Annotated in this window: 21 protein-coding genes, 1 tRNA gene and 1 pseudogene; 14 read left to right on the top strand and 9 right to left on the bottom strand. The window is 62.0% G+C overall.

Annotated features, from left to right (window positions below):
- The first annotated feature begins 128 nt into the window (after positions 1-128).
- The 7 genes and pseudogenes from Q8O29_RS08655 to Q8O29_RS08685 all read left to right on the top strand — a co-directional run bounded on the left by Q8O29_RS08655 (position 129) and on the right by Q8O29_RS08685 (position 6,754).
- Positions 129-1,331: a substrate-binding domain-containing protein gene (locus tag Q8O29_RS08655; RefSeq protein ID WP_305561849.1), complete on the top strand. Its 1,203-nt coding sequence runs from the start codon at positions 129-131 to the stop codon at positions 1,329-1,331.
- Between the two features lie 155 nt (positions 1,332-1,486).
- On the top strand, positions 1,487-2,260 hold the full coding sequence (locus tag Q8O29_RS08660; protein WP_305561851.1) for an ABC transporter ATP-binding protein: 774 nt from the start codon (positions 1,487-1,489) through the stop codon (positions 2,258-2,260).
- On the top strand, positions 2,257-3,057 hold the full coding sequence (locus Q8O29_RS08665; protein ID WP_305561853.1) for an ABC transporter ATP-binding protein: 801 nt from the start codon (positions 2,257-2,259) through the stop codon (positions 3,055-3,057). Before Q8O29_RS08660 ends, Q8O29_RS08665 begins: the two co-directional genes overlap by 4 nt.
- On the top strand, positions 3,054-4,037 hold the full coding sequence (locus Q8O29_RS08670) for a branched-chain amino acid ABC transporter permease (protein WP_305561855.1): 984 nt from the start codon (positions 3,054-3,056) through the stop codon (positions 4,035-4,037). Before Q8O29_RS08665 ends, Q8O29_RS08670 begins: the two co-directional genes overlap by 4 nt.
- Before the next feature lie 10 nt (positions 4,038-4,047).
- Positions 4,048-5,139, top strand: a complete 1,092-nt coding sequence (locus tag Q8O29_RS08675) for a branched-chain amino acid ABC transporter permease (RefSeq protein WP_305561856.1) — start codon at positions 4,048-4,050, stop codon at positions 5,137-5,139.
- Between the two features lie 254 nt (positions 5,140-5,393).
- Positions 5,394-5,819, top strand: a pseudogene (locus tag Q8O29_RS08680) (ABC transporter substrate-binding protein); the annotation flags it as partial.
- A gap of 47 nt (positions 5,820-5,866) precedes the next feature.
- Positions 5,867-6,754, top strand: a complete 888-nt coding sequence (locus tag Q8O29_RS08685) for an alpha/beta fold hydrolase (RefSeq protein WP_305561858.1) — start codon at positions 5,867-5,869, stop codon at positions 6,752-6,754.
- A 98-nt stretch (positions 6,755-6,852) separates the two neighbouring features.
- Here Q8O29_RS08685 and Q8O29_RS08690 read toward each other — a convergent pair whose 3' ends face one another.
- The 6 genes from Q8O29_RS08690 to hemH form a co-directional block, all read right to left on the bottom strand.
- The gene (locus Q8O29_RS08690) at positions 6,853-7,284 is read right to left on the bottom strand and encodes a GNAT family N-acetyltransferase (RefSeq protein ID WP_305561860.1); all 432 of its coding nucleotides are present in this window, start codon (positions 7,282-7,284) and stop codon (positions 6,853-6,855) included.
- Positions 7,285-7,404: 120 nt separating this feature from the next.
- Entirely contained in the window at positions 7,405-7,875 is a 471-nt protein-coding gene (locus Q8O29_RS08695) for a GNAT family N-acetyltransferase (RefSeq protein WP_305561862.1), read from the bottom strand.
- Between the two features lie 35 nt (positions 7,876-7,910).
- The gene (locus Q8O29_RS08700) at positions 7,911-8,531 is read right to left on the bottom strand and encodes a hypothetical protein (RefSeq protein WP_305561864.1); all 621 of its coding nucleotides are present in this window, start codon (positions 8,529-8,531) and stop codon (positions 7,911-7,913) included.
- 225 nt (positions 8,532-8,756) lie between these two features.
- Positions 8,757-8,990, bottom strand: coding sequence for a SlyX family protein (locus Q8O29_RS08705; RefSeq protein ID WP_305561866.1), 234 nt, complete (start codon positions 8,988-8,990; stop codon positions 8,757-8,759).
- A gap of 20 nt (positions 8,991-9,010) precedes the next feature.
- Positions 9,011-9,244, bottom strand: coding sequence for a hypothetical protein (locus Q8O29_RS08710; RefSeq protein WP_305561868.1), 234 nt, complete (start codon positions 9,242-9,244; stop codon positions 9,011-9,013).
- Between the two features lie 147 nt (positions 9,245-9,391).
- The gene (hemH, locus tag Q8O29_RS08715) at positions 9,392-10,495 is read right to left on the bottom strand and encodes a ferrochelatase (RefSeq protein ID WP_305561870.1); all 1,104 of its coding nucleotides are present in this window, start codon (positions 10,493-10,495) and stop codon (positions 9,392-9,394) included.
- Positions 10,496-10,514: 19 nt separating this feature from the next.
- Between hemH and Q8O29_RS08720 the strand changes: the two genes are divergently transcribed.
- Entirely contained in the window at positions 10,515-11,225 is a 711-nt protein-coding gene (locus Q8O29_RS08720; RefSeq protein ID WP_305561872.1) for an HAD family hydrolase, read from the top strand.
- A complete protein-coding gene (locus Q8O29_RS08725) occupies positions 11,222-11,860 on the top strand; it encodes a glutathione S-transferase family protein (protein WP_305561874.1) in 639 nt (212 codons plus the stop codon). Before Q8O29_RS08720 ends, Q8O29_RS08725 begins: the two co-directional genes overlap by 4 nt.
- A 63-nt stretch (positions 11,861-11,923) precedes the next feature.
- Here the strand turns inward: Q8O29_RS08725 and hpnE are convergent, their stop codons facing one another.
- From hpnE to hpnC, 3 genes are read right to left on the bottom strand one after another with little or no spacing between them, the layout of a single operon-like run.
- Positions 11,924-13,201 (bottom strand): hydroxysqualene dehydroxylase HpnE, encoded by a 1,278-nt coding sequence (gene hpnE, locus Q8O29_RS08730; protein ID WP_305561876.1) that lies wholly within the window; start codon positions 13,199-13,201, stop codon positions 11,924-11,926.
- Positions 13,198-14,040, bottom strand: coding sequence for a presqualene diphosphate synthase HpnD (gene hpnD / locus Q8O29_RS08735; protein WP_305561878.1), 843 nt, complete (start codon positions 14,038-14,040; stop codon positions 13,198-13,200). The genes hpnE and hpnD overlap by 4 nt, the downstream gene beginning before the upstream one ends.
- 49 nt (positions 14,041-14,089) lie before the next feature.
- Positions 14,090-14,974 (bottom strand): squalene synthase HpnC, encoded by an 885-nt coding sequence (hpnC, locus tag Q8O29_RS08740; RefSeq protein WP_305561880.1) that lies wholly within the window; start codon positions 14,972-14,974, stop codon positions 14,090-14,092.
- Between the two features lie 122 nt (positions 14,975-15,096).
- Here hpnC and Q8O29_RS08745 point away from each other — a divergent pair, with 122 nt between their 5' ends.
- From Q8O29_RS08745 to clpP, 5 genes are all read left to right on the top strand, one after another.
- Entirely contained in the window at positions 15,097-16,248 is a 1,152-nt protein-coding gene (locus tag Q8O29_RS08745; protein WP_305561882.1) for an efflux RND transporter periplasmic adaptor subunit, read from the top strand.
- A 7-nt stretch (positions 16,249-16,255) separates the two neighbouring features.
- Complete coding sequence (locus tag Q8O29_RS08750) at positions 16,256-19,411, top strand: efflux RND transporter permease subunit (protein WP_305561884.1); 3,156 nt, start codon at positions 16,256-16,258, stop codon at positions 19,409-19,411.
- 123 nt (positions 19,412-19,534) lie between these two features.
- Positions 19,535-19,621 (top strand) — tRNA-Leu (locus Q8O29_RS08755).
- 91 nt (positions 19,622-19,712) lie between these two features.
- Entirely contained in the window at positions 19,713-21,023 is a 1,311-nt protein-coding gene (gene tig, locus Q8O29_RS08760; RefSeq protein ID WP_305561886.1) for a trigger factor, read from the top strand.
- A 117-nt stretch (positions 21,024-21,140) separates the two neighbouring features.
- Positions 21,141-21,761, top strand: coding sequence for an ATP-dependent Clp endopeptidase proteolytic subunit ClpP (gene clpP / locus Q8O29_RS08765; protein WP_305561888.1), 621 nt, complete (start codon positions 21,141-21,143; stop codon positions 21,759-21,761).
- Positions 21,762-21,873 lie beyond the last annotated feature (112 nt).

The raw sequence follows: 21,873 nt of genomic DNA on the forward strand, positions 1-21,873 counted from the left end.
TAAATACAAAAATATTGTATTTATTTCAGGCAATTTAAAGGTTATAAAAAAAATATCCATATAAATCAGCGATTTAAAACTGGCACGACCTGTGCAATCCTGGTGCATAACCACAACAGGAGACATCCATGCACCGTCGCACCCTGATCGCGCTTGCCGCCATCACCACCGCCCTGGCTTCGCCACTGGCTTTTGGCCAATCCACCCCGTCCAAAGACATCAAGATTGCGTTGATCGCCAGCAAGACCGGCCCGCTGGAGGCTTACGCCAAGCAGACCATTGTTGGCTTCAATATGGGCCTGAGCTACGCCACCGGCGGCAGCATGATGGTCGCCGGCAAGAAGCTGGTCGTGATTGAAAAGGACGACCAGGGCAAGCCCGATGTGGGCAAGAGCCTGCTGGCCGCAGCCTATGCCGACGACAAGGTCGATATCGCCGTCGGCCCGACCGCCTCTCCGGTGGCGCTGGCCATGCTGCCGGTCGCCGAGGAATACAAGAAAATCTTGCTGGTCGAGCCGGCCGTTGCCGATTCGATCACCGGCGACAAATGGAACAAGTACATCTTCCGCACCGGCCGCAACAGCTCGCAGGATGCCGCCGCCAACGCGGCCGCGCTGGACCAGCCGGGCAACGTGATTGCCTTTTTGGCCAACGACAATGCTTTCGGCCGTGACGGCGTGAAGGCGGCCAAGGACTTCACCAAGAAGGCCAAGGTGGTGCATGAGGAATACCTTCCCGTTGGCACCACCGACTTCACCGCCGGCTTGCAGCGCATCATCGACAAGCTCAAGGACCAGCCGGGCCGCAAGTACATCTCGGTGGGATGGTCCGGTGCGCCCACACCCTTCGGCAAGATCGCCGACCTGGACCTGAAAAAACGCTACGGCATCGAACTGGCCACTGGCGGCAACATCCTGCCCGCGATGGTGGCCTACAAGCAGTTTCCCGAGATGGAAGGCGCCCTGTATTACTACTTCGGCATCCCCAAAAATCCGGTGAACGAGGCGATGGTGGCCGAGCACTACAAGCAGTTCAAGACGCCGCCTGACTTCTTCACCGCCGGTGGTTTCTCGGCTGCGATGGCCGTCGTGACCGCGCTCAAGAAGACCAATGGCGACACCAACACCAACAAGCTCATCACCGCCATGGAAGGCATGAGTTTTGACACGCCCAAGGGCAAGATGACTTTCCGCAAGGAAGACCACCAGGCCATGCAGAGCATGTACCACTTCAAGATCAAGGTAGACCCGGCCTTTGCCTGGGGCGTGCCTGAGCTGGTGCGTGAGATCAAGGCGGAAGAGATGGCTATCCCGATCCGCAACAAACGCTAAAACAGCGTGCTCGGCTACTGCGCAACCGCCATGCCGCGTTGCGCAGTGCTCGAAACCCTCATGGACCGTTAGTCCACTCCGGTTTCTGCGCGCTGTGCGCCTTGCCTGACGATTGCTCGCTACGCCGCTCCCGCTGTTTGGGGGAGCCAAAGAATATGCTTCAAACAAACGAACTCACGGTCCGCTTCGGCGGGCATGTGGCGGTCAATGCTGTCTCGTGTACTTTTACACCGGGCACGCTGACGGCCATTGTTGGCCCCAATGGCGCGGGCAAGACGACCTATTTCAATTTGATTTCGGGGCAGCTCAAGGCCAGCAGCGGCACGGTCACGCTTTATGGTCAAACCTTGTCCGGCATGAGTGCTTCAGCGCGCACACGCGCCGGCCTGGGCCGGGCCTTTCAGTTGACCAACCTGTTTCCGAATCTGACGGTGCTGGAAAACGTGCGGCTGGCCGTGCAGGCGACCAGGCAGGGCGCGCACCGCCACGGCTTAAACCTGTGGAGCATCTGGAGCGACCACAAGGCGCTGGTACAACGGGCCGAAGAAATTCTTGAAGCGGTGGCCATGAACGACAAGGCCGGCATGCCGGTCGCCAGCCTGCCGCATGGCGACCAGCGCAAGCTCGAAGTGGCGCTGCTGATGGCGCTGGAGTCGCAGGTCTTCATGTTCGACGAACCTACCGCCGGCATGAGCACCGACGAGGCGCCGGTGATTCTGAATTTGATCCGCCGCCTCAAGCAGGACAAGACCAAAACAATCTTGCTGGTGGAGCACAAGATGGACGTGGTGCGCGAACTGGCCGACCGCATCATCGTGCTGCACAACGGCGCGTTGGTCGCCGATGGCGAGCCGGCCGAGGTGATTGCCTCACCCCTCGTTCAACAGGCCTACCTCGGCATCAACCCCAGCGAAGAGGAGGCGACATGACAGACCGGAGCCAGCGCGGAACCGGCTTTGCCGGGCCGCGGGTGGCGCGCCCCTGGGGGGGTGACGCCGAAGGCGGCGCAGGGGGGCTTGTCCTTCGTGGCGTCCACACCCACATAGGTGCGTACCACATCCTGCATGGCGTGGACCTGGCCATACCGAAGGGGCAACTGACCATGCTGCTGGGCCGCAACGGCGCCGGAAAAACCACCACGCTGCGCACCATCATGGGCCTCTGGCAGGCCTCGCAGGGCAAAGTCAGTTTTGCCGGCCGCGACATCACCCGGCTCAACACGCCGCAAATCGCCGAACTCAACATTGCCTATGTGCCTGAAAGCATGGGCATTTTTTCGGACCTCACCGTCAAGGAAAACATGCTGCTGGCCGCGCGCAGTGCCAGCCGTGCCAGCCAGATGGACGAGGCGCGCCTCAAGTGGATTTTCTCGCTGTTTCCTCCGGTGGAGAAATTCTGGAACCACCCGGCCGGCAAACTCTCGGGCGGTCAAAAGCAGATGCTGGCCGTGGCCCGTGCGATTGTCGAGCCGCGTGAACTGCTGATCGTCGACGAGCCCAGCAAAGGCCTGGCGCCGGCCATCATCAACAACATGATTGACGCGTTTGCGCAGCTCAAGGCCAGCGGGGTCACGATCTTGCTGGTCGAGCAAAACATCAACTTTGCCAAACGCCTGGGCGACACCGTCGCCGTGATGGACAACGGCCGCGTCGTGCATGCCGGCTCCATGGCGGAACTGGCAGCAGACGCCGCGTTGCAGCAATCGCTGCTGGGACTTGCCATATGAAAACTCTTGATTTCGACTGGAAGCCGCTGGCGTTGGTCCCGCTGCTGGCCGTGTTGGTTTTTCCCTTCATCGGCTCCAGCTCCACCTGGCTCACGCTGACGGTGGCGGGCCTGGCCATGGGCATGATCATCTTCATCATCGCCTCCGGCCTGACGCTGGTGTTCGGCTTGATGGACGTGCTCAATTTCGGCCATGGGGTCTTCATCGCACTCGGTGCGTTTGTGGCTACCAGCGTGCTCGGCGCCATGAGCGACTGGACCGGTTCGCAGGAACTCTGGCGCAACCTGGTGGCGGTGCTGCCGGCCATGCTGATTGCCATGCTGGTGGCGGGTGGCGTTGGCCTGGCGTTTGAGCGTTTCATCGTGCGGCCGGTGTATGGCCAGCATTTGAAGCAGATCCTGATCACCATGGGCGGCATGATCATCGGCGAGGAGCTGATCAAGGTGATTTGGGGGCCGGCGCAAATTGCGCTGCCGCTGCCCGAAGGCATGCGCGGCTCGCTGCTGGTCGGCGATGCGGCGATTGAGAAATACCGCCTGATCGCCGTGGTGGTGGGCCTGGCCGTGTTTGCTGTGCTGGCCTGGACCTTGGCACGCACCAAGATCGGCCTGCTGATTCGTGCTGGCGTGCAGGACCGTGAAATGGTCGAGTCGCTGGGCTACCGCATCAAACGCCTGTTTGTCGGCGTGTTTGTGGTCGGCAGTGCGCTGGCCGGCCTGGGCGGCGTGATGTGGGGGCTGTACCAGCAGGGCGTGACGCCGCAGATGGGTGCCCAGGTCAATGTGCTGATTTTCATCGTCATCATCATCGGTGGCCTGGGCTCGACCGGCGGTGCGCTGATAGGTGCCTTGCTGGTCGGCCTGATGGCCAACTACACCGGTTTTCTGGCGCCCAAGGTGGCGCTGTTCTCGAACATTGCGCTGATGGCCGCGGTGCTGCTGTGGCGGCCCCAGGGCATTTACCCCGTGACCAACCGCTGAGGATGAGGCCATGAACCCCTTCCTCACCCGCGTTCTTTCCAACGACTTTCCGCGCAGCCGCGTGCTGGCCGTCATTCTGGTGGGCCTGTTGCTGGCGCTGGCCTTTGCGCCGTTTATTTTTCCCGGCGTGAAGGCGCTCAACGTTGCGGCCAAGGTGCTGATTTTTATTGTGCTGGTGGCCAGCTTTGACTTGCTGCTGGGTTATACCGGCATCGTCAGTTTTGCGCACACCATGTTTTTTGGCATTGGTGCTTATGGCATCGCCGTAGCGACAACCCGCCTGGGGCCGACCTGGGAGGCGCTGGCAGCCGGGCTGCTGTCGTCGCTGGCCTTGTCCTTTGTGCTGTCGCTGCTGGTGGGTCTGTTTTCGCTGCGGGTCAAAGCCATCTTCTTTGCCATGATCACGCTGGCGGTGGCCTCGGCCTTCCAGACCCTGGCCTCGCAGTTGTCGGAGATCACCGGCGGCGAAGACGGCCTGAGCTTCAAGGTGCCCGAGCTGCTGTCGCCCAGCATGGAGTTTTTCGAGCAACCCTTTCTCGGTGTGTCCATCGACGGGCGTCTGCTGACCTACTACCTGCTGTTTGTGGTCACCGTGGTGCTGTTGCTGAGCCTGCTGCGCATCGTCAATTCACCGTTTGGCCGCGTGCTGCAGGCGATCCGCGAAAACGAGTTTCGCGCCGAAGCCATCGGTTACCGCGTGGTCGTCTACCGCACCACCTCCAGCGTGTTGTCGGCGCTGTTCGCCACGCTGGCCGGTGCCATGCTGGCACTCTGGCTGCGCTACAACGGGCCCGACACTTCGCTGTCGTTTGAAATCATGATCGACGTGCTGCTGATCGTCGTGATCGGCGGCATGGGCACGATTTACGGCTCCGCCATTGGCGCGGTGCTGTTTCTGGTGGCGCAAAGTTACCTGCAAGACCTGCTGCGCCTGGGCAGCGAAGCGGCCTCTGGCCTGCCCTGGCTGGCGGCCCTTCTTTCGCCCGACCGCTGGCTGCTCTGGCTGGGCCTGCTGTTTGTGTTGTCTGTCTATTACTTTCCCACTGGTGTGGTGGGGCGGCTGCGCGCCGCGCAAATCAACAAGTTAGCGAGGCGGTCGTAAGGAGGTAGCAAATGGAAAAGCCTGAGTTCAGGCAACAACAAGCAGGAGACAACACCATGATGAGCAAGACGTTTGGACACGGGGGTCGACAGACGGTGGCCGCGCTGGTGACGCTGGCTTTGAGCGCGGCAGGCGGGCTGGTGTCGGCAGCCGACATCGTGATCGCTCAGGTGGTGCCGCTGTCGGGCGTGCTGGCCAGCACCGGTCACCAGATGGTGGTCGGCGGGAAAATCTACTTTGAGCACATCAACGCCCAGGGGTACCGCGAAACCGGCGGCGGCGCGCAGCTCTACAACATCTCGGTGGTGGACCCGGCCGAACTGGTCAAGCTGGCCGGCCTGAAAAACGCCCACGGCCTGGGCATCAGCCAGGTGGTGCCTTACCCCTTCATGCCCAACGCACCGGTGGTGCGCGAGTACCAGGCGCTGCTCAAGAAGTACGCGCCGAAGGAGCTTGTGAACTACACCAGCTTTGAGGAGTTTGTGGGTGCCAAGGTGCTGGTGGAAGCCTTGCGCCGCGCCGGCCCGAACCCGACGCGCGCCAAGGTGGTCAAGGCCCTGGAAGGCATGACCAGCTACGACACCGGCGGCGTGATCGTCAACTACTCGCCCAGCAACCGCATCGGCTCGCGTTATGTCGAGGTCACGGTGATCGGCAGCACCGGCAAGCTGCTGAAGTAACACCGCCCGCGGTACGCACAACAACAGATCACAGAGAGTCCTGTCCAATGTCCTTCACGTCGCATTACCTGAGCTGCGCCGGCCGCGAAATCCATTACACCGAATGGGGCTCGCAGCACAGCGCCACCGTGATCGCCTGGCATGGGCTGGCGCGCACCGGGCGCGACATGGACGAACTGGCGGCACACCTGAGCACGCGTTACCGCGTGATCTGCCCCGACACGATTGGCCGTGGCCTGAGCCAGTGGAGCCCGGACCCGGCCAAGGAGTACCAGCTCGCGTTTTACGCGCGTATTGCGGCTGAGCTTTTTGACCAGTTGAAGATAGAGCGCGCGCACTGGGTCGGCACCTCCATGGGTGGTGCCATCGGTTTGGTCTGCGCGTCGGGCTTGTTCGAGCCCAGCCTGAAAGCCCGCATCCAGAGTCTGGTGCTCAACGACACCGCGCCAAAAATTGCCGACGCGGCGATACAGCGCATACGCTCTTACGCCGGCAACCCGCCGGCCTTTGACACCGTGCGCGAGCTCGAAGCCTTCTTGCGCCAGGTTTACAAGCCCTATGGCTGGCTCAGCGATGCGCAGTGGCGGCGGCTGACTGAAACCTCAACACGCCGCCTGCCCAATGGCCAGGTCACGCCGCACTACGACCCGGCGATGGTGCAGCAGTTCACGCACCACCCCGACGACTACCTGATCTGGGACCACTACGACGCGCTGAGTATTCCGGTGCTGTGCCTGCGCGGCGCCGACTCCGACCTGGTGCTGCGTGAGACCACAGCCGAGATGCTGATACGCGGCCCCGGAGCGCAGGGCTTGACGCAAGTGGTAGAGATCGAAGGCTGCGGCCATGCGCCAGCACTCAATGTGCCGGATCAGCTCGAGCGGGTATCGGGGTTTATCAAGGCGGCCAGCCGGGCCGGGGTTGCTACTGAATAGATAGCTGCTTGTGCCCGCTGGCTATGGGCTGGAGGCCGATTTGATGCCCAAACGGCGCGTTTGGCTTGTGATTGCGGGCTTGACCCACCATCCAGGAGTCAGGTCTCGTTGATGTAGCCGCGCGCCATGGCACCTGCCTGGTCGTCGAAAATGGCCATCGCGGTTGTCATGCGTTTGAAACCCAGCTTGCGGTAAAAGCCTTCTTTGCCGGGAACCGCGTAAAGAATGATCTTGCGGTGACCGCAGGACAGGTTCACCAGATGGCTGACGATCTCCTTGCCGAGGCCGGTGCCCTGGTGGCTGGGCAACACGGCGATGTCGCAGATGTAAGCGCAGTCCACGCCGTCAGCCAGCACGCGGCCCACGCCGACGAGTTTTCCGTTTTCATGGACGAAGCAGCGGAACATGCTGTGGGTGAAGACGGTTTGCAGGCTGGCAGGACTCTTGTTGCCTAAAGGCGTCGCTGCATACAACGCGGAAAGTTCGTTCCAGTCGATGTCCGTTAACTGATCGGTCCAAATGAAGGGCATACTTTTTTGGATAAAGCTTGACATTTTAGCTGAGCAGCCCGCGCCGGCAGGACACGCATGGCCCAGGATGAAATGAACGCCATGAGCGCCATGCCGATGTGGGTCCAATCGAATGATGGGTTAGGCCGCACTCTCGGGCAGCCGAAGTTCCATGAACAGGCTGTGCGGGTCTTCTTTGTAGTTGGCGAATGGGCCTGACTCTTGGAAGCCTGCACTCCTGTACAACTGCTGTGCAGCCAAGAACGCGGGATGCGTGCCAGTCTCCAGGCTGACCAGGCTATACCTGCGTTGTCTTGCGGTCTCGATGATTCGATGGAGTACTGCACGGCCAGCGCCGCGGCCGCGAAGCTTTTGCGGCGTGCGCATGGACTTTATTTCTCCATGCCTTGAAGTCAACTCCTTCAGTGCGCCACACCCGAGCAACAGGTCGTCGTCCCAGACGGTCCAGAAGGTGATGTCTGGAGACTTTAACTTTGACAGATCCAGGGCGAACACCTGCTCGGGCGGGCTCAACTCGTACATGTTTGCCAAGTGCTCGCTCAGGAGTTCTTGGATTGCAGGGCGGGAGAGGTCGTCGAATTCTATTCGCATGATGTAGGTGTCGTATTGAGCGGCCTAACGTTGAGTTATACGTTCTTCAGTTGCTCCCATACGGCTACCGAAAAATGTGGGGAAACTGGTGCTGGATCAGCAATGAAACCATTGCTCTGCTTAATGGAACTCGGAAGATCCCACAAGCCATGCCGCTTGCCGACAATAACCCTACTACCCGCCTGCATCTGGGGTAGAACGACCTCAATTAGCCAACGCCGAGTGAACTGAGCAGAGTGAAGCTTCTTGATGAGTCTTCGATTGTCGGGTTCTTCGCTGATCTTCGGACTGCGATAAGCGCAAGCATTGACTATCGCAGCCTTGCCGCTGAAGACCAATTCCGAATAGTTGATACCTCGATAGTACGGCGCAACTTCCTGCCAGTCTGCTTCCGCCGGAAATGAAAGGCGCTTCAAATATCGGTCCGCTGCACCAATCGCAGCAAACTCGCCAGGCGTAACGCTTGCGCTGTAGCCCCCATTCGCGGCCAAGACAATAATCTTTGCGTTCTCTATGTCACCCACGAACGCTGGCGGTGGAAAGTCAAGATTGAACGTATGCGGCTCTCTACCAAGCAAGTCTTCGTCATCTGGATGCGCCCATCCTTGCTTTGTCTGCCGCACCTTTGACCAGTATCCGGAAAGATCGATGCTCACTTGCTTGCCCTTGACGTAAAAAGTAATGTATCCCGCAAGAGCAGCGGTATAACTTGGCGGCTGCGGTCTAACTCAGACACCGAGTTATGGTTCAAGGGCTTGTCACGAAACAGTTTTTTGAACATCGCGTCTTCCTCGCAGATCGATAAAAGGCCGTCAAATACCGCACGATTCTAGGCTGGGCAAGGGGGCGGGCGCATCCTGCGAAAGAAGGGGATAAAACCCTCAAAAATGCGGCGGCAAGTCATCCCGCAAACTGCGCACCGCACCCACACCACCCTCCACCGGCGCCTGCTGTTTCAAATCGGCGATCTCGCGGATCAGGGCGTCGATTTGTTGTTGCTGGCGCACGATGACGCTGTCGAGTTTGTCGAGCAGGTCTTCGGTGAAGGAGGCCTTGATCTCGAGCTCGGTCAGGCGCTGGTCTGTCGTGGCGTTTGTGTTGCTGCTGGGTTCCATGGCGCTATTGGACAGGATTTTTAGGGCGACCTTAGCGCTGCATTGACCAGCGCTTCATCGGGCGCCGCAAACACTGTGTTGTGGCGTTCGGTCAGCGGGCCTCCTCCGGGAAAAACTTCACCACCGGGGCCGTAACCCACCGCCTTGAACTTCCACACGCTGCCGATGCGCTTGAGGTTGCCGACGTGGCCCTGCTGGCTGTGCATCACGCGCCAGACACCGTCGTTGAGTGGGCTGAGCAGGAATTCAGGCATCAGTGCGCCCCTCGTCGGTCGCTGAAAGTTTTCGCCTTGCCCCGACAAAACCGATCACTTCCATTTGTTTCATCAAGCATAAAAAAGATGCTAGCCCATGCTGGACGGACGCGAGCAGCTATCAAAAACAGAGCGCCTATTGCCTGCTTACTGCTTGGCACCTAGCGCCAGCGCCGCAGCGCGTGACGCGGCCAACGCTTGCGCATCCGGCGCGGCCCGCGTAGGCCAGCCGGCCAGGTGCTGCTCGGCGATGTCGCCCAGCGCCTCAAGCCATTCGGGGCTGTTGTTGAGGCAGGCGATGTAGCTGAAGCTTGTGCCGCCGGCGTGCAGAAAGGCTTCGCGCGCTTCCATGCTGATTTCTTCCAGCGTTTCCAGGCAGTCACCGGTGAAGCCTGGGCACATCACATCGACGCTGTGGGTGCCGGCCTGCGCCAGCGCCACCAGGGTCGGCTCGGTATAGGGTTCCAGCCATTTGGCCTTGCCGAAGCGCGACTGGAAGGTCACCACGTATTGATCCTTCGCCAGACCCAGCGCTTCGGCCAGCAGGCGCCCGGTTTTGTGGCACTCGCAGTGGTAAGGGTCGCCCAGATGCAGTGTGCGTTCGGGCACGCCGTGAAAACTCATGACCAGTTTGTCGGCCCGGCCCTGTGCGGCCCAATGCGCACGCACGCGTGCCGCCAGCGCTGTCATGTAGCCTGGGTGGTCGTGGTAGTTGTTGACAAAACGCAGCTCGGGAATGCGCCGCACTTTGGCGGCCCAGCTGTACACCGCGTCGAACACGCTGGCGGTGCTGGTGCCGCTGTATTGCGGGTAGGCCGGCAGCACCAGAATACGCGTGGCGCCTTCGGCCTTGAGTGCATCGAGTTGCGAGGCGATCGACGGGTTGCCGTAACGCATGGCGTAAGACACGGCGACGTGGTGGCCACGCGCGCCCAGCGTGTTGCCCAGCGCTGCCGCTTGTGCCGCAGTCCACACCTTGAGCGGGGAGCCTTCCGCCGTCCAGATGCTGGCATATTTGGCCGCCGACTTTTTGGGCCGCACGCGCAGAATGATGCCGTGCAGGACCAGCCACCAGACGGCTTTGGGAATCTCGATCACACGGTGGTCGCTGAGGAACTGCGCCAGGTAGGGGCGCAGCGCGGCGGCCGTCGGTGCATCGGGCGTGCCGAGGTTGCAATACAACACGGCGGTGGCCGATGCGGCTTTTGCGGGCTGGCCGTGCGTGAAGGGTGGTTCGGGGGCGAAAGTCATGGGTTATTCTCCCCTACCTATGCTTGACCTGACAATTATTAAAGCCATATCCATTGACCTTGACGATACCCTCTGGCCCGTGTGGCCCGCCATAGAGCGGGCCGAGGCCGCACTCGATGAATGGCTGGGCCGCCACGCGCCCATGACCGCCGCCATGTTTGCCAACCCCACCGCCAGGCACGATATCCGCGAACAGATCGTGCGAACCCGGCCCGAACTCAAACACAACCTCAGCGCGATCCGGCGCGAGGCGATCCGTCTGGCGCTGTACCGCTCCAAGGAAAATCCGCTGCTGGCCGACGACGCCTTCGAGGTTTTTTTTGCGGCACGCCACGAAGTCACGCTGTTTGACGACGCGCTGATGGCGCTCGAATTTTTGTCCTCGCGTTACCCGGTGGTGGCCTTGTCCAACGGCAATGCCGACATCCAGCGCGTCGGGCTTGACAAGTATTTCCGGGCCGCGATCAGCGCGCAGCAGTTCGGCGTGGGCAAGCCGGACCCGCGGATCTTTCATGCGGCGGCCGGCGCCGTGGAGGTGCCGGCGCACAACGTGCTGCATGTGGGCGACGACGCCACGCTGGACGTGCTGGGCGGGCTCAATGCCGGCATGCAGACCGCCTGGATCAACCGGCTGGACCATTTGTGGACGCATGATGCCTCGCCGCACGAAACCGTGACCAGCCTGACCGAGTTGTGCGACCTGTTCAAGGCCGCAGAGGCGCAGGCATGACCTTGAAGATTTACGGCATCGCCGCCTCGCGCACCTCGCGCCCGCTGTGGGCCGCGCAGGAACTGGGCCTGGCGTACGAACACATCGCGCAGGTCTACGAAGGCGGCGCCACGCGCACGCCAGCGTTTCTGGCGCTCAACCCCAACGGCCACATCCCGGTGATCGACGACGACGGCATCGTGGTGTGGGAGTCCATGGCCTGCGCGCTCTACCTCGCGGAACGTTTCACTGGCCCGGACGGCCAGTCGCTGGCGGCGCAGAACCATGCCGAACGCGCCGAGATCCTGCGCTGGACCTTCTGGGCCGTGACCGAGTGCGAAAAAGACGCGCTGACTTTCCTGATGCACCGCGTGGCGATGGCTGAAGAACGCCGCAAGCCGGAACTGGCGCTGCAAGCCGACCGACGCCTCGCACCAGTGTTGCAGGTGCTGGAGCAACACCTGCAGGGCCGCAGCTATATTGCCGGCGACCGTTTCACCGTGGCCGACATCTGCGTGGCTTCGGTGCTGGCCTGGGCCCAGCGCGCCGACGCGATGGCTGCTTGCCCGCGTGTGGGCGAGTGGCTGGAGCGCTGCCTGGCACGGCCCGCGCAACTGCAGGTGCGTGTGATGGCACGCAACCGGGTCAAGACCTGAGTTCCCGTAGATTTACAAGCAAAAGAGGCCTCCAGCCCTTATCGGGCGGGCGCTAGCAGCTATTTATTTGATAGCATGTTGTGCTGCCTGCAAGCCAGAACGCACCGCGCCTTCGAGTGTCGCCGGGTAGGGGCCGTCCACATAGTCGCCGCAGGCCAGCAGCCCTGGCAGCAGTTGCGCTGCAGGTCGCAGCAAGCCGGGCAGGCAGGCGAAGGTCGCGCGTTTTTCAACAATGCTTTGCACAGCGACAGCCTGCGTCAGGCTGAGCTGCTGGCGAGCCTGCGCCAGCACGCGCTGCGTCAGCGCGGCGCTGTCGCCCTGGCTGGCACTGACCACAAAGGCCAGCAGGCCGTCGGGGCCGCCGAGCTGGCTGCGGTCAAACACAAACTGCGCCGGCGCATCATCTTCCGGTTCGCTGGCGCGCAAGGCGAGCATGGGCTGCGCCAGACGCGTGCCGGGTGACGAGACATACACCGTGGTGATGGCTTCAAACTGCAGCGCGCTTGCCCGCGCCACCCAGACATCGCAGGGCAGGTTGCTGCTCAAGGCAAGCCGCGCCGCTTCGCCCGGCGGGCAGGCCAGGATCACGCGCTCAAAAGTTTCGCCATCGACCTGCCAGCTCGCGCCTGCAGGTGCGAGGGCCAACACGCGTGTACCGAGGCGCACATTGGCGCCGTGCTGCGCCAGCCAGGCCAGTGCCGCGTCGGGCAATAGCGCGCTCAGGTCGGTGCGCGGCAGCAGCAGATTCGAGCCGCCGGACTGCGAAAACAGCGCATCGCGCAGCACGCGCAAAAACACCTGGCCGCTGGCGCGGTCGGCGGGGGTGTTCAACGCGGCGACACACAGCGGTTCAATCAGCGTGGCCATGACGGCGGGCGAGAGCTTGCCGCACAAATGCGCGACGGACAGATCCGGGTTGCAGCGGAAACCGCTGAGTTGCCACTGCACTGCGGCGCGCAACAATGAAAACTTGTCGCGCCAGGACCAGCCGCGCGCGCGCAGGATGCCTGCGAATGCGTCCAGCGGTGTCGGCAGCGAAGGAAAGCCCAAACCGCTGCCATCGGAAAACTGCAGCGTCAGCGGCATGCGCAGCAACAGCGTGTTGGCATCCAGGCCCAGGTCGGCCATTAACTGCAAAGTGTCGCTGTAGGCGCCGATCAGGATGTGCTGACCGTTGTCCAGTGGCAGTGCAGAGCCATCGGGCCACTGGCCATCGACGCGCCGCGCTCGGCCACCCGGAATGCGGGCTGCTTCAAACAGCGTGACCTGCTGGCCGAGTCGCGTGGCTTCGACCGCCGCAGCGCAACCAGCCCAGCCCCCGCCGATGACGGCGACCTTCACACCACTTTTCCGAAGGCTTGGGTCTTCCACGCCAGCCAGAACTTGCGCAGTGGCGTCAGACTGACGCGCTGGTGCAGCACCTGGTAGTTGTCGGCCGCGATCTCGCGCAGCAGGGTTCGGTAGATGCTGGCCATCATCAGGCCGGGTTTTTGCGCGCGACGGTCAGCCTCGGGCAGCAGCGCCAACGCCTCGTCGTACAGGGCCAGCGCGCGCCCGGTCTGAAACTTCATCAGCGCGGTGAAACGCTCCGAGTATTGGCGCTTCAAAATTTCGTGCGCCTTCACATCAAACTGCTGCAACTCATTGACCGGCAGGTAGATGCGGCCGCGCAGCGCGTCTTCGCCCACGTCGCGGATGATGTTGGTCATCTGGAAGGCCAGACCGAGCTTGTGCGCGTAAGTTGTGGTCGCCTCGTCGGTCTGGCCGAAGATGCGCGCAGCGACTTCGCCGACGATGCCGGCCACCAGGTGGCAGTAGGTCTTGAGATTCGGGAAGTCGAGGTAGCGGTTTTGCGCCAAGTCCATCTGGCAACCCTCGATCACCGCCTGCAGATGCCGCGCTTCGATGCGGTAGGCGGGCGCCAGCGGCATCAGCGCCTTCATCACCGGGTGTGTCGGTTCGCCGGCATAGGACTTGAGAACCTCGGCATGCCACCAGGTGAGCTTGGTGTAGGCCACGCCGGGGTCGCTCACCTCATCGACCACATCGTCAATCTCGCGGCAAAACGCGTAGAAGGCGGTGATGGCCGCGCGTCGCTCCTTCGGCAAAAACAGGAAGGCGTAGTAAAAACTGCTGCCGGACGCGGCGGCTTTCTGCTGGACGTATTCCTCAGGGCTCATGCTTCGGATTGTCGCAGGCCGGTACGGTCTTTTGTCAGTGTGTACTGCGTCACGGCCACAGAGCCTTGCCAAAAATCACCACCGCATCCCAGGCGCCTAGCTTGGGCCGTTGCACGAGGGTTCGGTGCTCCATCGCTGCCATTTTGTCGAGGATGCGCAAGCCGCCCTGGATCACGCAGCGCAGCTCCAGCGCGGCGCGCCAGCCGTCGAAACCGCCCAGCCGGCGCGCCACGGCGGCCGGAAGTTTGATGCCCTGGAGCATCCTGGCCCTTGCCGCACGGGTGCAAGTTGCTATCAATTCAGTAGTGGCGGGGTTGACGTCGCGGGCCATTAGCTGCGCCTCGTCCACGCCGTGTACCGCCCACAACTCGCGCGGGATGTAGATGCGGCCGCGCGGAATGTCCACGCTGAGGTCTTGCCAGAAGTTGATCAGTTGCAGGGCGCTGCAGATGTTGTCGCTCTGGCCCAGGGATTCGGCGTCGTGCACGCCGTACAGGTGCAGCAGCAGGCGCCCGACCGGGTCGGCCGAGCGGCGGCAGTAGTCCAGCAGCTCGGCCTCGGTGGCGTAGCGCTGCTTGACCACGTCCTGCTCAAAGGCGCTGAGCAGGTCGGCCAGCAAGCCCACCGGCAGGTCAAATTCGGCGATGACCGGTTGCAGCGCGTCAAATACAGGGGGCCAGCGCCTCGAACCGGGCCGCCCTTCTGCCGCCGCGAACAGGTCGTCGCGGCAGGCCGCCAGGTCTTGCAGGCGTTGGGCGGGTCGGGCCTCGCCTTCATCGGCGATGTCGTCGGCGGTGCGGGCAAACCAGTAGATGGCGGCGATGGCCGGCCGCAGGCGCGGCGGGCACAACACGGAGGCCACCGGGAAGTTTTCATAGTGGCTGGACGGCGGCTGCAGCGCCGGCGGCGTGCTGTGGGGGGAGCCTGAATGCATGGCCCGGATTGTCGCTTGACAGCGCTAGTGATTTACCCTAGATTACTAACCGGTCAGTCATTAGCGCGGGATTTGTTCCTCAATCTTGCTGATCCTCCGCCACCGCTTTTTCCCACCACATCATGCATAAAACAGCCTTTGTTCTCCTCAGCAGCGCCCTGATTCTGGCCGCCTGTTCCAAGCCTGCCCCGCCTGAGGAGCCGGTCCGTGCGGTCAAGGTGGTGACGGTGGGAACCGATTCTTTCACGGCCAGCTACGAGTTTGCCGGCGAGGTGAAAGCCCAGGTCGAGTCTCGGCTGGGGTTCAGGGTCGGCGGAAAAATCATCCGGCGCCAGGCCGAGCTCGGCCAGCATGTGAAAGCCGGCCAGGTGCTGGCGCAACTGGACCCGCAGGACTACAAGCTTGCCGCCGATGCCGCACGCGCCCAGGTGGCCGCCGCCAGTACTAACCGTGACCTGGCGGCTGCCGACTACAAGCGCTACAAGGAACTCAAGGACCAGAACTTCATCAGCGGTGCCGAACTGGAGCGCCGCGAAACCACGCTCAAAGCCGCGCAGGCGCAGCTCGAGCAGGCGCAGTCGCAACTGGCAGTGCAGGGCAACCAGGCCAATTACGCGTCGCTGGTCGCCGACGTGTCGGGTGTGGTGACTGCGGTCGAGGCTGAGGCCGGCCAAGTGGTCACGGCCGGCACGCTGGTGCTGCGTATTGCCGCAGACGGCCCGCGTGATGTGGTGTTTTCGGTGCCCGAAGACAAGGTGGCCGCGATCAGGGTCGGCACGCCGGTCAAGGTGCGCGTCTGGTCGCAGGCCGGTGAACTGGCCGGCCGGGTGCGCGAGGTGTCGGCCAGCGCCGACACCGCCACCCGGACCTACCCGGTGAAAGTGGCCCTCGACACCAAAGAGCCACCCGTGCTGGGCGCCACGGTGTATGTGCAGCCGCAGGGCCTGGGCGCGACCAAGTTGCCGGTCATCAAGCTGCCGACCAGCGCCTTGCGCCAGGAAGGAAAAAACAGCGCGGTCTGGGTCCTCGACAAGGCAAGCATGACGCTCAAGTCGCAGGTCATCCAGATCGCCACCGCCGACGGCAACGAAGCGGTGGTGGCCGCCGGCCTGCAGCCCGGCATGCTGGTGGTCAGCGCCGGGGTGCATGTGCTTTCACCCGGCCAGAAGGTCACCATTTATCAGTCAAAAGTGGCTGTAGCCCCTGTCCCGCCTGCGCAAGCCGCTATCAATTCAATAGCGACTGCAGCCGCTGCTGCGCCTGCGGCGAAGTGAGGCTGGTATGAACCAGAAACAACCAAAAGACAGCTTCAACCTGTCCAAATGGGCGCTGGACCATCCGGCGCTGACGCGCTACCTGATGGTGGTGCTGATGCTGCTGGGGTTTGCCGCCTACTTCCAGCTCGGGCAGGACGAAGACCCGCCGTTCACCTTCCGCGCCATGGTGGTGCGCACTTACTGGCCGGGCGCGACGGCGCAGCAGGTGGCCGAGCAGGTGACCGACAAGCTCGAACGCACGCTGCAGGAAGTGCCTTACGCCGACAAGATACGCAGCTACTCCAAGCCGGGTGAGTCGCAGATCATTTTCCAGATCAAGGACTCGTCGAAAGCAGACGACGTGGCCGGCGTCTGGTACGCGGTGCGCAAAAAGATCGGCGACATGCGCGGCACCTTGCCGGGCGGGGTGGTGGGGCCGTTTTTCAACGACGACTTCGGTGATGTGTATGGCGTGATCTACGCGCTGCAGGCCGACGGCTTCAGTTATGCCGAACTCAAGACCTTTGCTGACGATGTGCGCCAGCAGTTGCTGCGTGTGCCCGATGTGGCCAAGGTCGAGCAGTTTGGTGTGCAGGACGAAAAGCTGTTCATCGAAATTTCGCAGAAACGCCTGGCCCAGCTCGGGCTGGACTTCAACCAGGTCTTGAGCCAGCTCGGCCAGCAAAACGCCGTGGAATCGGCTGGCGCCATCCAGACCCCGCTCGATGTGGTGCAGGTGCGGGTGGCCGGGCAGTTTGAGGCGGTCGATCAACTGCGCGCCATGCCGATACGCGGCAATTCGGGCAGCCAGTTGCGCCTGGGCGACATTGCCGAGATCAAGCGTGCTTATGTCGATCCGCCGGCGGTCAAGGTGCGGCACCAGGGCAGGGAGGTGATTGCGCTGGGTGTGTCCATGGGCAAGGGCGGTGACATCATCGCGCTGGGCAAAGCGCTCAAGGCCACCACGGCCCACATCAGCACCACTTTGCCGGCAGGGATCGAGCTGGTGCAAATCCAGGACCAGCCGACTGCCGTGGCGACCTCGGTCAATGAATTTTTGCGTGTGCTGATTGAGGCCGTGGCTATTGTGCTGGCCGTCAGTTTCATCGCGCTGGGTTTTCATCGGCGGCCGGGTCAGCACCCGCTGTGGCGGCGTTATTACATCGACATGCGGCCGGGGCTGGTGGTCGGCATCACGATTCCGCTGGTGCTGGCGGTGACTTTTCTGGCCATGAGTTATTTCGGTATCGGGCTGCACAAGATTTCTCTGGGCTCGCTGATCATCGCGCTGGGCCTGCTGGTCGATGACGCCATCATTGCGGTCGAGATGATGGTGCGCAAGATGGAAGAGGGTTACGACAAGGTGCGCGCCGCGACCTTTGCCTACGAGATCACCGCCATGCCGATGTTGACCGGCACGCTGATCACGGCGGTGGGCTTCCTGCCGATTGGCATGGCCAAATCGACGGTGGGCGAATACACCTTCGCGATTTTTGCAGTCACGGTGATTGCGCTGGTGTTGAGCTGGATCGTGTCGGTGTATTTTGTGCCCTACCTGGGCACCTTGCTGCTCAAGGCCAAACCGCTGCCGGAAGGTGCAGATGCCGGCCACCAGGAGCATTTCGACACGCCGTTTTATCGCGGCTTTCGGCGCCTGGTGAACTGGTGCGTGGAATACCGCTGGGTCACCATCGGCGCCACGGTGCTGACCTTCGCGCTGGGCATCGTCGGCATGGGCCAGGTGCAGCAGCAGTTCTTCCCCGATTCAAGCCGGCCCGAGATCATGGTGGACATCTGGTTCCCGGAAGGCACCTCGTTCGCAGCCAATGAGTTGACGGCAAAACGTGTCGAGGCGCGTCTGCTTCAGGAGGAAGGCGTCAGATCGGTCAGCACCTGGGTGGGCTCGGGCGTGCCGCGCTTCTATTTGCCGCTGGACCAGGTTTTCCCGCAGACCAATGTGTCGCAATTTATTGTGCTGCCCAAAGACCTGAAGCTGCGCGAATCGCTGCGCATCAAGTTGCCGGCACTGCTGGCGCAGGAGTTTCCGGAGGTGCGCGGCCGCATCAAGCTGCTGCCCAACGGCCCGCCGGTGCCCTACCCGGTACAGTTCCGCGTGGTCGGCATCGACCCGCTGGTGCTGCGGGAGCGGGCTGACGAGGTCAAGGCCGCCATGCGCGAAAGCGCCAACACCCGCGGCGTCAACGACAACTGGAACGAGTCGGTCAAGGTGCTGCGCCTGGAAGTCGACCAGTCCAAGGCGCGCGCCTTGGGCGTGACCAGCCAGTCGATTGCGCAGGCGTCCAAAACCTTGCTGAGCGGCAGCACTGTGGGGCAGTTTCGCGAGGGCGACAAGCTCATCGACATCGTGCTGCGCCAGCCGATGGACGAGCGCAACGCCATCACCGACATTGCCAATGCCTACCTGCCAACGGCGTCCGGCAAGTCGATTCCGCTGACGCAGATCGCCAAGCCGGTGTTCACCTGGGAGCCGGGCGTGATGTGGCGTGAAAACCGCGACTACGCGATAACGGTACAGAGCGACATCGTGGAAGGCCTGCAAGGCGCGACGGTGACCGCCGAATTGCTGCCAGCCCTGAAGGCAATTGAGGCCAGGTGGCAGAAAAACGGCATGGGCGGCTACCGCATTGAGGTCGCCGGCGCCGTCGAGGAGAGCAGCAAAGGCTCCAGCTCGATTGTGGCCGGCGTGCCCATCATGCTGTTTCTGACCTTCACCCTCCTGATGCTGCAATTGCACAGCTTCAGCCGCGCGATGCTGGTGTTCCTGACCGGGCCGCTGGGTATTGCCGGCGTGGCCGGCGCGTTGCTGCTGCTGGGCCGGCCGTTTGGATTTGTCGCGCTGCTGGGTGTGATCGCGCTGATGGGCATGATCCAGCGCAACTCGGTGATCCTGATTGACCAGATCGAGCAGGACCGGGCAGCCGGCATTCCGGCCTGGGACGCGATTGTCGAGTCGGCGGTCCGGCGCCTGCGCCCCATCGTGCTGACGGCTGCGGCGGCCGTGCTGGCGATGATTCCGCTGTCGCGCAGCGTGTTCTGGGGGCCGATGGCCGTCGCCATCATGGGCGGGCTGATTGTGGCCACGGTGCTGACCTTGCTGGCCCTGCCTGCGATGTACGCTGCGTGGTTTCGGGTAAAAAAGGAAACACCCCTGCCAGCCTAAATCCAAGCGTGGGGTAATCGGCGGTCGAATCTGGCGCCGATACAGGCTAAAATAGAAAGTTAACCGATTTCAGGCGGGGGTCCAGCAGCCTAAAAGCTGAGGATTCCCGTTTTTATTTCAGGCGCGCGGGTGGCGAAATTGGTAGACGCACCAGGTTTAGGTCCTGACGGTAGCAATACTGTGCGGGTTCGAGTCCCGCCCCGCGCACCACTATTTGAGATTTTCAGGACGATTGCCGCACAGCCTTGAAGTGCCGTGCGCCGGTCCGTCTTTTACATATTCTGGATATTAGGAGCAGACCATGGCCGTGACTGTTGAAACCCTTGAAAAGCTGGAACGCAAGATGACCTTGACCCTGCCGGTCAACACCATCCAGTCCGAAGTCGATTCCCGTCTGAAACGGCTGGCGCGCACGGTCAAGATGGACGGCTTCCGTCCCGGCAAGGTCCCCATGAATGTGGTGGCCCAGCGTTACGGCTACTCGGTGCATTACGAAGTCATGAACGACAAGGTCGGCGAGGCTTTCTCGCAGGCCGCCAACGAGGCCAAGCTGCGTGTGGCTGGCCAGCCGCGTATCAGCGAAAAGGAAGGCGCGCCCGAGGGCGAGCTGGCTTTCGACGCCATTTTTGAGGTCTACCCCGAGGTCAAGATCGGCGACCTGGCCAACGCCGAAGTCGAAAAGCTGACGTCTGAAGTCAGCGACGAAGCCATTGACAAGACCGTGGACATTTTGCGCAAGCAGCGCCGCACCTTTGCCCAGCGCGCCATGGACGCTGCGGCCCAGGACGGTGACCGCGCGACCATCGACTTTGAAGGCAAGATCGACGGCGAAACCTTTGCCGGCGGCAAGGCTGAGGCTTTCCAGTTTCTGGTCGGCGAAGGTCAGATGCTCAAGGAATTTGAAGATGCGGTGCGCGGCATGAAAAGCGGCGAAAGCAAGACCTTCCCCCTGAGTTTCCCGGCCGACTACCACGGCAAGGACGTGGCTGGCAAACAGGCGGACTTCATGGTCACGGTCAAGAAAATCGAAGCCGCACACCTGCCCGAAGTCAACGAAGCCCTGGCCAAGTCGCTCGGCATTCTTGACGCCAGCGTCGAGGGCTTGCGTGCCGACATCAAGAAAAACCTGGAGCGTGAAGTCAAGTTTCGCTTGCTGGCCCGCAACAAGAATGCCGTGATGGACGCACTGCTGGCCAACGCCGAACTGGATGTTCCACAAGCGATTGTCCAGGCCGAGCTGGAGCGCATGGTCGAAGGCGCCCGCGCCGACCTCAAGCAACGCGGTATCAAGGACGCCGACAAGGCGCCGATTCCCGACGACATCTTCCGCCCGCAAGCCGAAAAACGCGTGCGCCTGGGCCTGGTGGTGGCCGAATTGACCCGCGCCAACAACTTGTTCCCCACCAGTGAGCAGGTCAAGGCCCATGTGCAGGAACTGGCTTCCAGCTACGAGAAGCCCGAAGACGTGGTGCGCTGGTATTTTGGCGACGAAAAGCGAATGGCTGAAGTCGAGTCCGTGGTGATTGAAAACAATGTCACCGACTTCGTGATGGGCAAGGCCAAGGTTGTTCAAAAAGCCGTTGCCTTCGACGAGTTGATGGCGCAGAACTGACCGGCTGGCGGGCGCTCCGCCCGCCACTTGGTGGCAAATATCTGATGCGGGGGCTTGCGGCTACGGCTTCAAGCCCCATTTATTTTGGGTAAAGTAGGCCCAACCTTTGGAGAACATATGAGCCCGTATAGCAGTGCACAGGAAATTCAGGGCCTCGGCATGGTGCCGATGGTGATCGAGCAGTCCGGCCGCGGTGAGCGCTCGTATGACATTTATTCGCGTCTTTTGAAAGAGCGCGTGATTTTCCTGGTCGGGCCGGTCAACGACCAGACCGCCAACCTGGTGGTGGCGCAGTTGCTCTTCCTGGAGAGCGAGAACCCCGACAAGGACATCTCCTTCTATATCAACTCGCCGGGCGGTTCGGTGACGGCCGGCATGGCGATTTACGACACCATGCAATTCATCAAGCCCGACGTGTCCACGCTGTGCACCGGCATGGCCGCCAGCATGGGCGCTTTCCTGCTGGCCGCCGGCGCCAAGGGCAAGAGGTTTTCGCTGCCCAACTCGCGGGTGATGATTCACCAGCCCTCGGGCGGCGCCCAGGGGCAGGCCACGGACATTGAAATCCACGCCCGCGACATCCTGAAAACGCGCGAACAACTGAACCGCATCCTGGCCAACAACACCGGCCAGACCGTCGAAAAAATCGAGCGCGACACAGAACGTGATTACTTCATGTTTGCAGACGAGGCCAAGGCTTATGGCGTGGTGGATGAGGTGATCAGCAAGCGCCCCTGAGCGCGCAGGCGCAAAAACCGGTCAGTTGCGACACGGCAACGGCGTTTTCTGTAACAGAGAACGCCGTTTTTATTTGGTTATCATTGACTCATCAACCCTTTCGGGATCCACA

The sequence above is a fragment of the Polaromonas sp. genome, assembly GCF_030689685.1.
Classification (GTDB): domain Bacteria; phylum Pseudomonadota; class Gammaproteobacteria; order Burkholderiales; family Burkholderiaceae_C; genus Polaromonas.

What these genes read in the sequence shown, in the direction of transcription:
- Q8O29_RS08675 (WP_305561856.1), top strand. Translation starts at nt 4,048, where the DNA reads ATGAACCCCTTCCTCACCCGCGTTCTTTCCAACGACTTTCCGCGCAGC.
- Q8O29_RS08655 (WP_305561849.1), top strand. Translation starts at nt 129, where the DNA reads ATGCACCGTCGCACCCTGATCGCGCTTGCCGCCATCACCACCGCCCTG.
- Q8O29_RS08690 (WP_305561860.1), bottom strand. Translation starts at nt 7,284, where the DNA reads ATGCCCTTCATTTGGACCGATCAGTTAACGGACATCGACTGGAACGAA.
- Q8O29_RS08750 (WP_305561884.1), top strand. Translation starts at nt 16,256, where the DNA reads ATGAACCAGAAACAACCAAAAGACAGCTTCAACCTGTCCAAATGGGCG.
- hemH (WP_305561870.1), bottom strand. Translation starts at nt 10,495, where the DNA reads ATGACTTTCGCCCCCGAACCACCCTTCACGCACGGCCAGCCCGCAAAA.
- Q8O29_RS08660 (WP_305561851.1), top strand. Translation starts at nt 1,487, where the DNA reads ATGCTTCAAACAAACGAACTCACGGTCCGCTTCGGCGGGCATGTGGCG.
- Q8O29_RS08720 (WP_305561872.1), top strand. Translation starts at nt 10,515, where the DNA reads ATGCTTGACCTGACAATTATTAAAGCCATATCCATTGACCTTGACGAT.
- Q8O29_RS08685 (WP_305561858.1), top strand. Translation starts at nt 5,867, where the DNA reads ATGTCCTTCACGTCGCATTACCTGAGCTGCGCCGGCCGCGAAATCCAT.
- Q8O29_RS08745 (WP_305561882.1), top strand. Translation starts at nt 15,097, where the DNA reads ATGCATAAAACAGCCTTTGTTCTCCTCAGCAGCGCCCTGATTCTGGCC.
- hpnD (WP_305561878.1), bottom strand. Translation starts at nt 14,040, where the DNA reads ATGAGCCCTGAGGAATACGTCCAGCAGAAAGCCGCCGCGTCCGGCAGC.
- Q8O29_RS08695 (WP_305561862.1), bottom strand. Translation starts at nt 7,875, where the DNA reads ATGCGAATAGAATTCGACGACCTCTCCCGCCCTGCAATCCAAGAACTC.
- tig (WP_305561886.1), top strand. Translation starts at nt 19,713, where the DNA reads ATGGCCGTGACTGTTGAAACCCTTGAAAAGCTGGAACGCAAGATGACC.
- Q8O29_RS08665 (WP_305561853.1), top strand. Translation starts at nt 2,257, where the DNA reads ATGACAGACCGGAGCCAGCGCGGAACCGGCTTTGCCGGGCCGCGGGTG.
- Q8O29_RS08725 (WP_305561874.1), top strand. Translation starts at nt 11,222, where the DNA reads ATGACCTTGAAGATTTACGGCATCGCCGCCTCGCGCACCTCGCGCCCG.
- Q8O29_RS08670 (WP_305561855.1), top strand. Translation starts at nt 3,054, where the DNA reads ATGAAAACTCTTGATTTCGACTGGAAGCCGCTGGCGTTGGTCCCGCTG.
- Q8O29_RS08705 (WP_305561866.1), bottom strand. Translation starts at nt 8,990, where the DNA reads ATGGAACCCAGCAGCAACACAAACGCCACGACAGACCAGCGCCTGACC.
- clpP (WP_305561888.1), top strand. Translation starts at nt 21,141, where the DNA reads ATGAGCCCGTATAGCAGTGCACAGGAAATTCAGGGCCTCGGCATGGTG.
- hpnC (WP_305561880.1), bottom strand. Translation starts at nt 14,974, where the DNA reads ATGCATTCAGGCTCCCCCCACAGCACGCCGCCGGCGCTGCAGCCGCCG.
- Q8O29_RS08710 (WP_305561868.1), bottom strand. Translation starts at nt 9,244, where the DNA reads ATGCCTGAATTCCTGCTCAGCCCACTCAACGACGGTGTCTGGCGCGTG.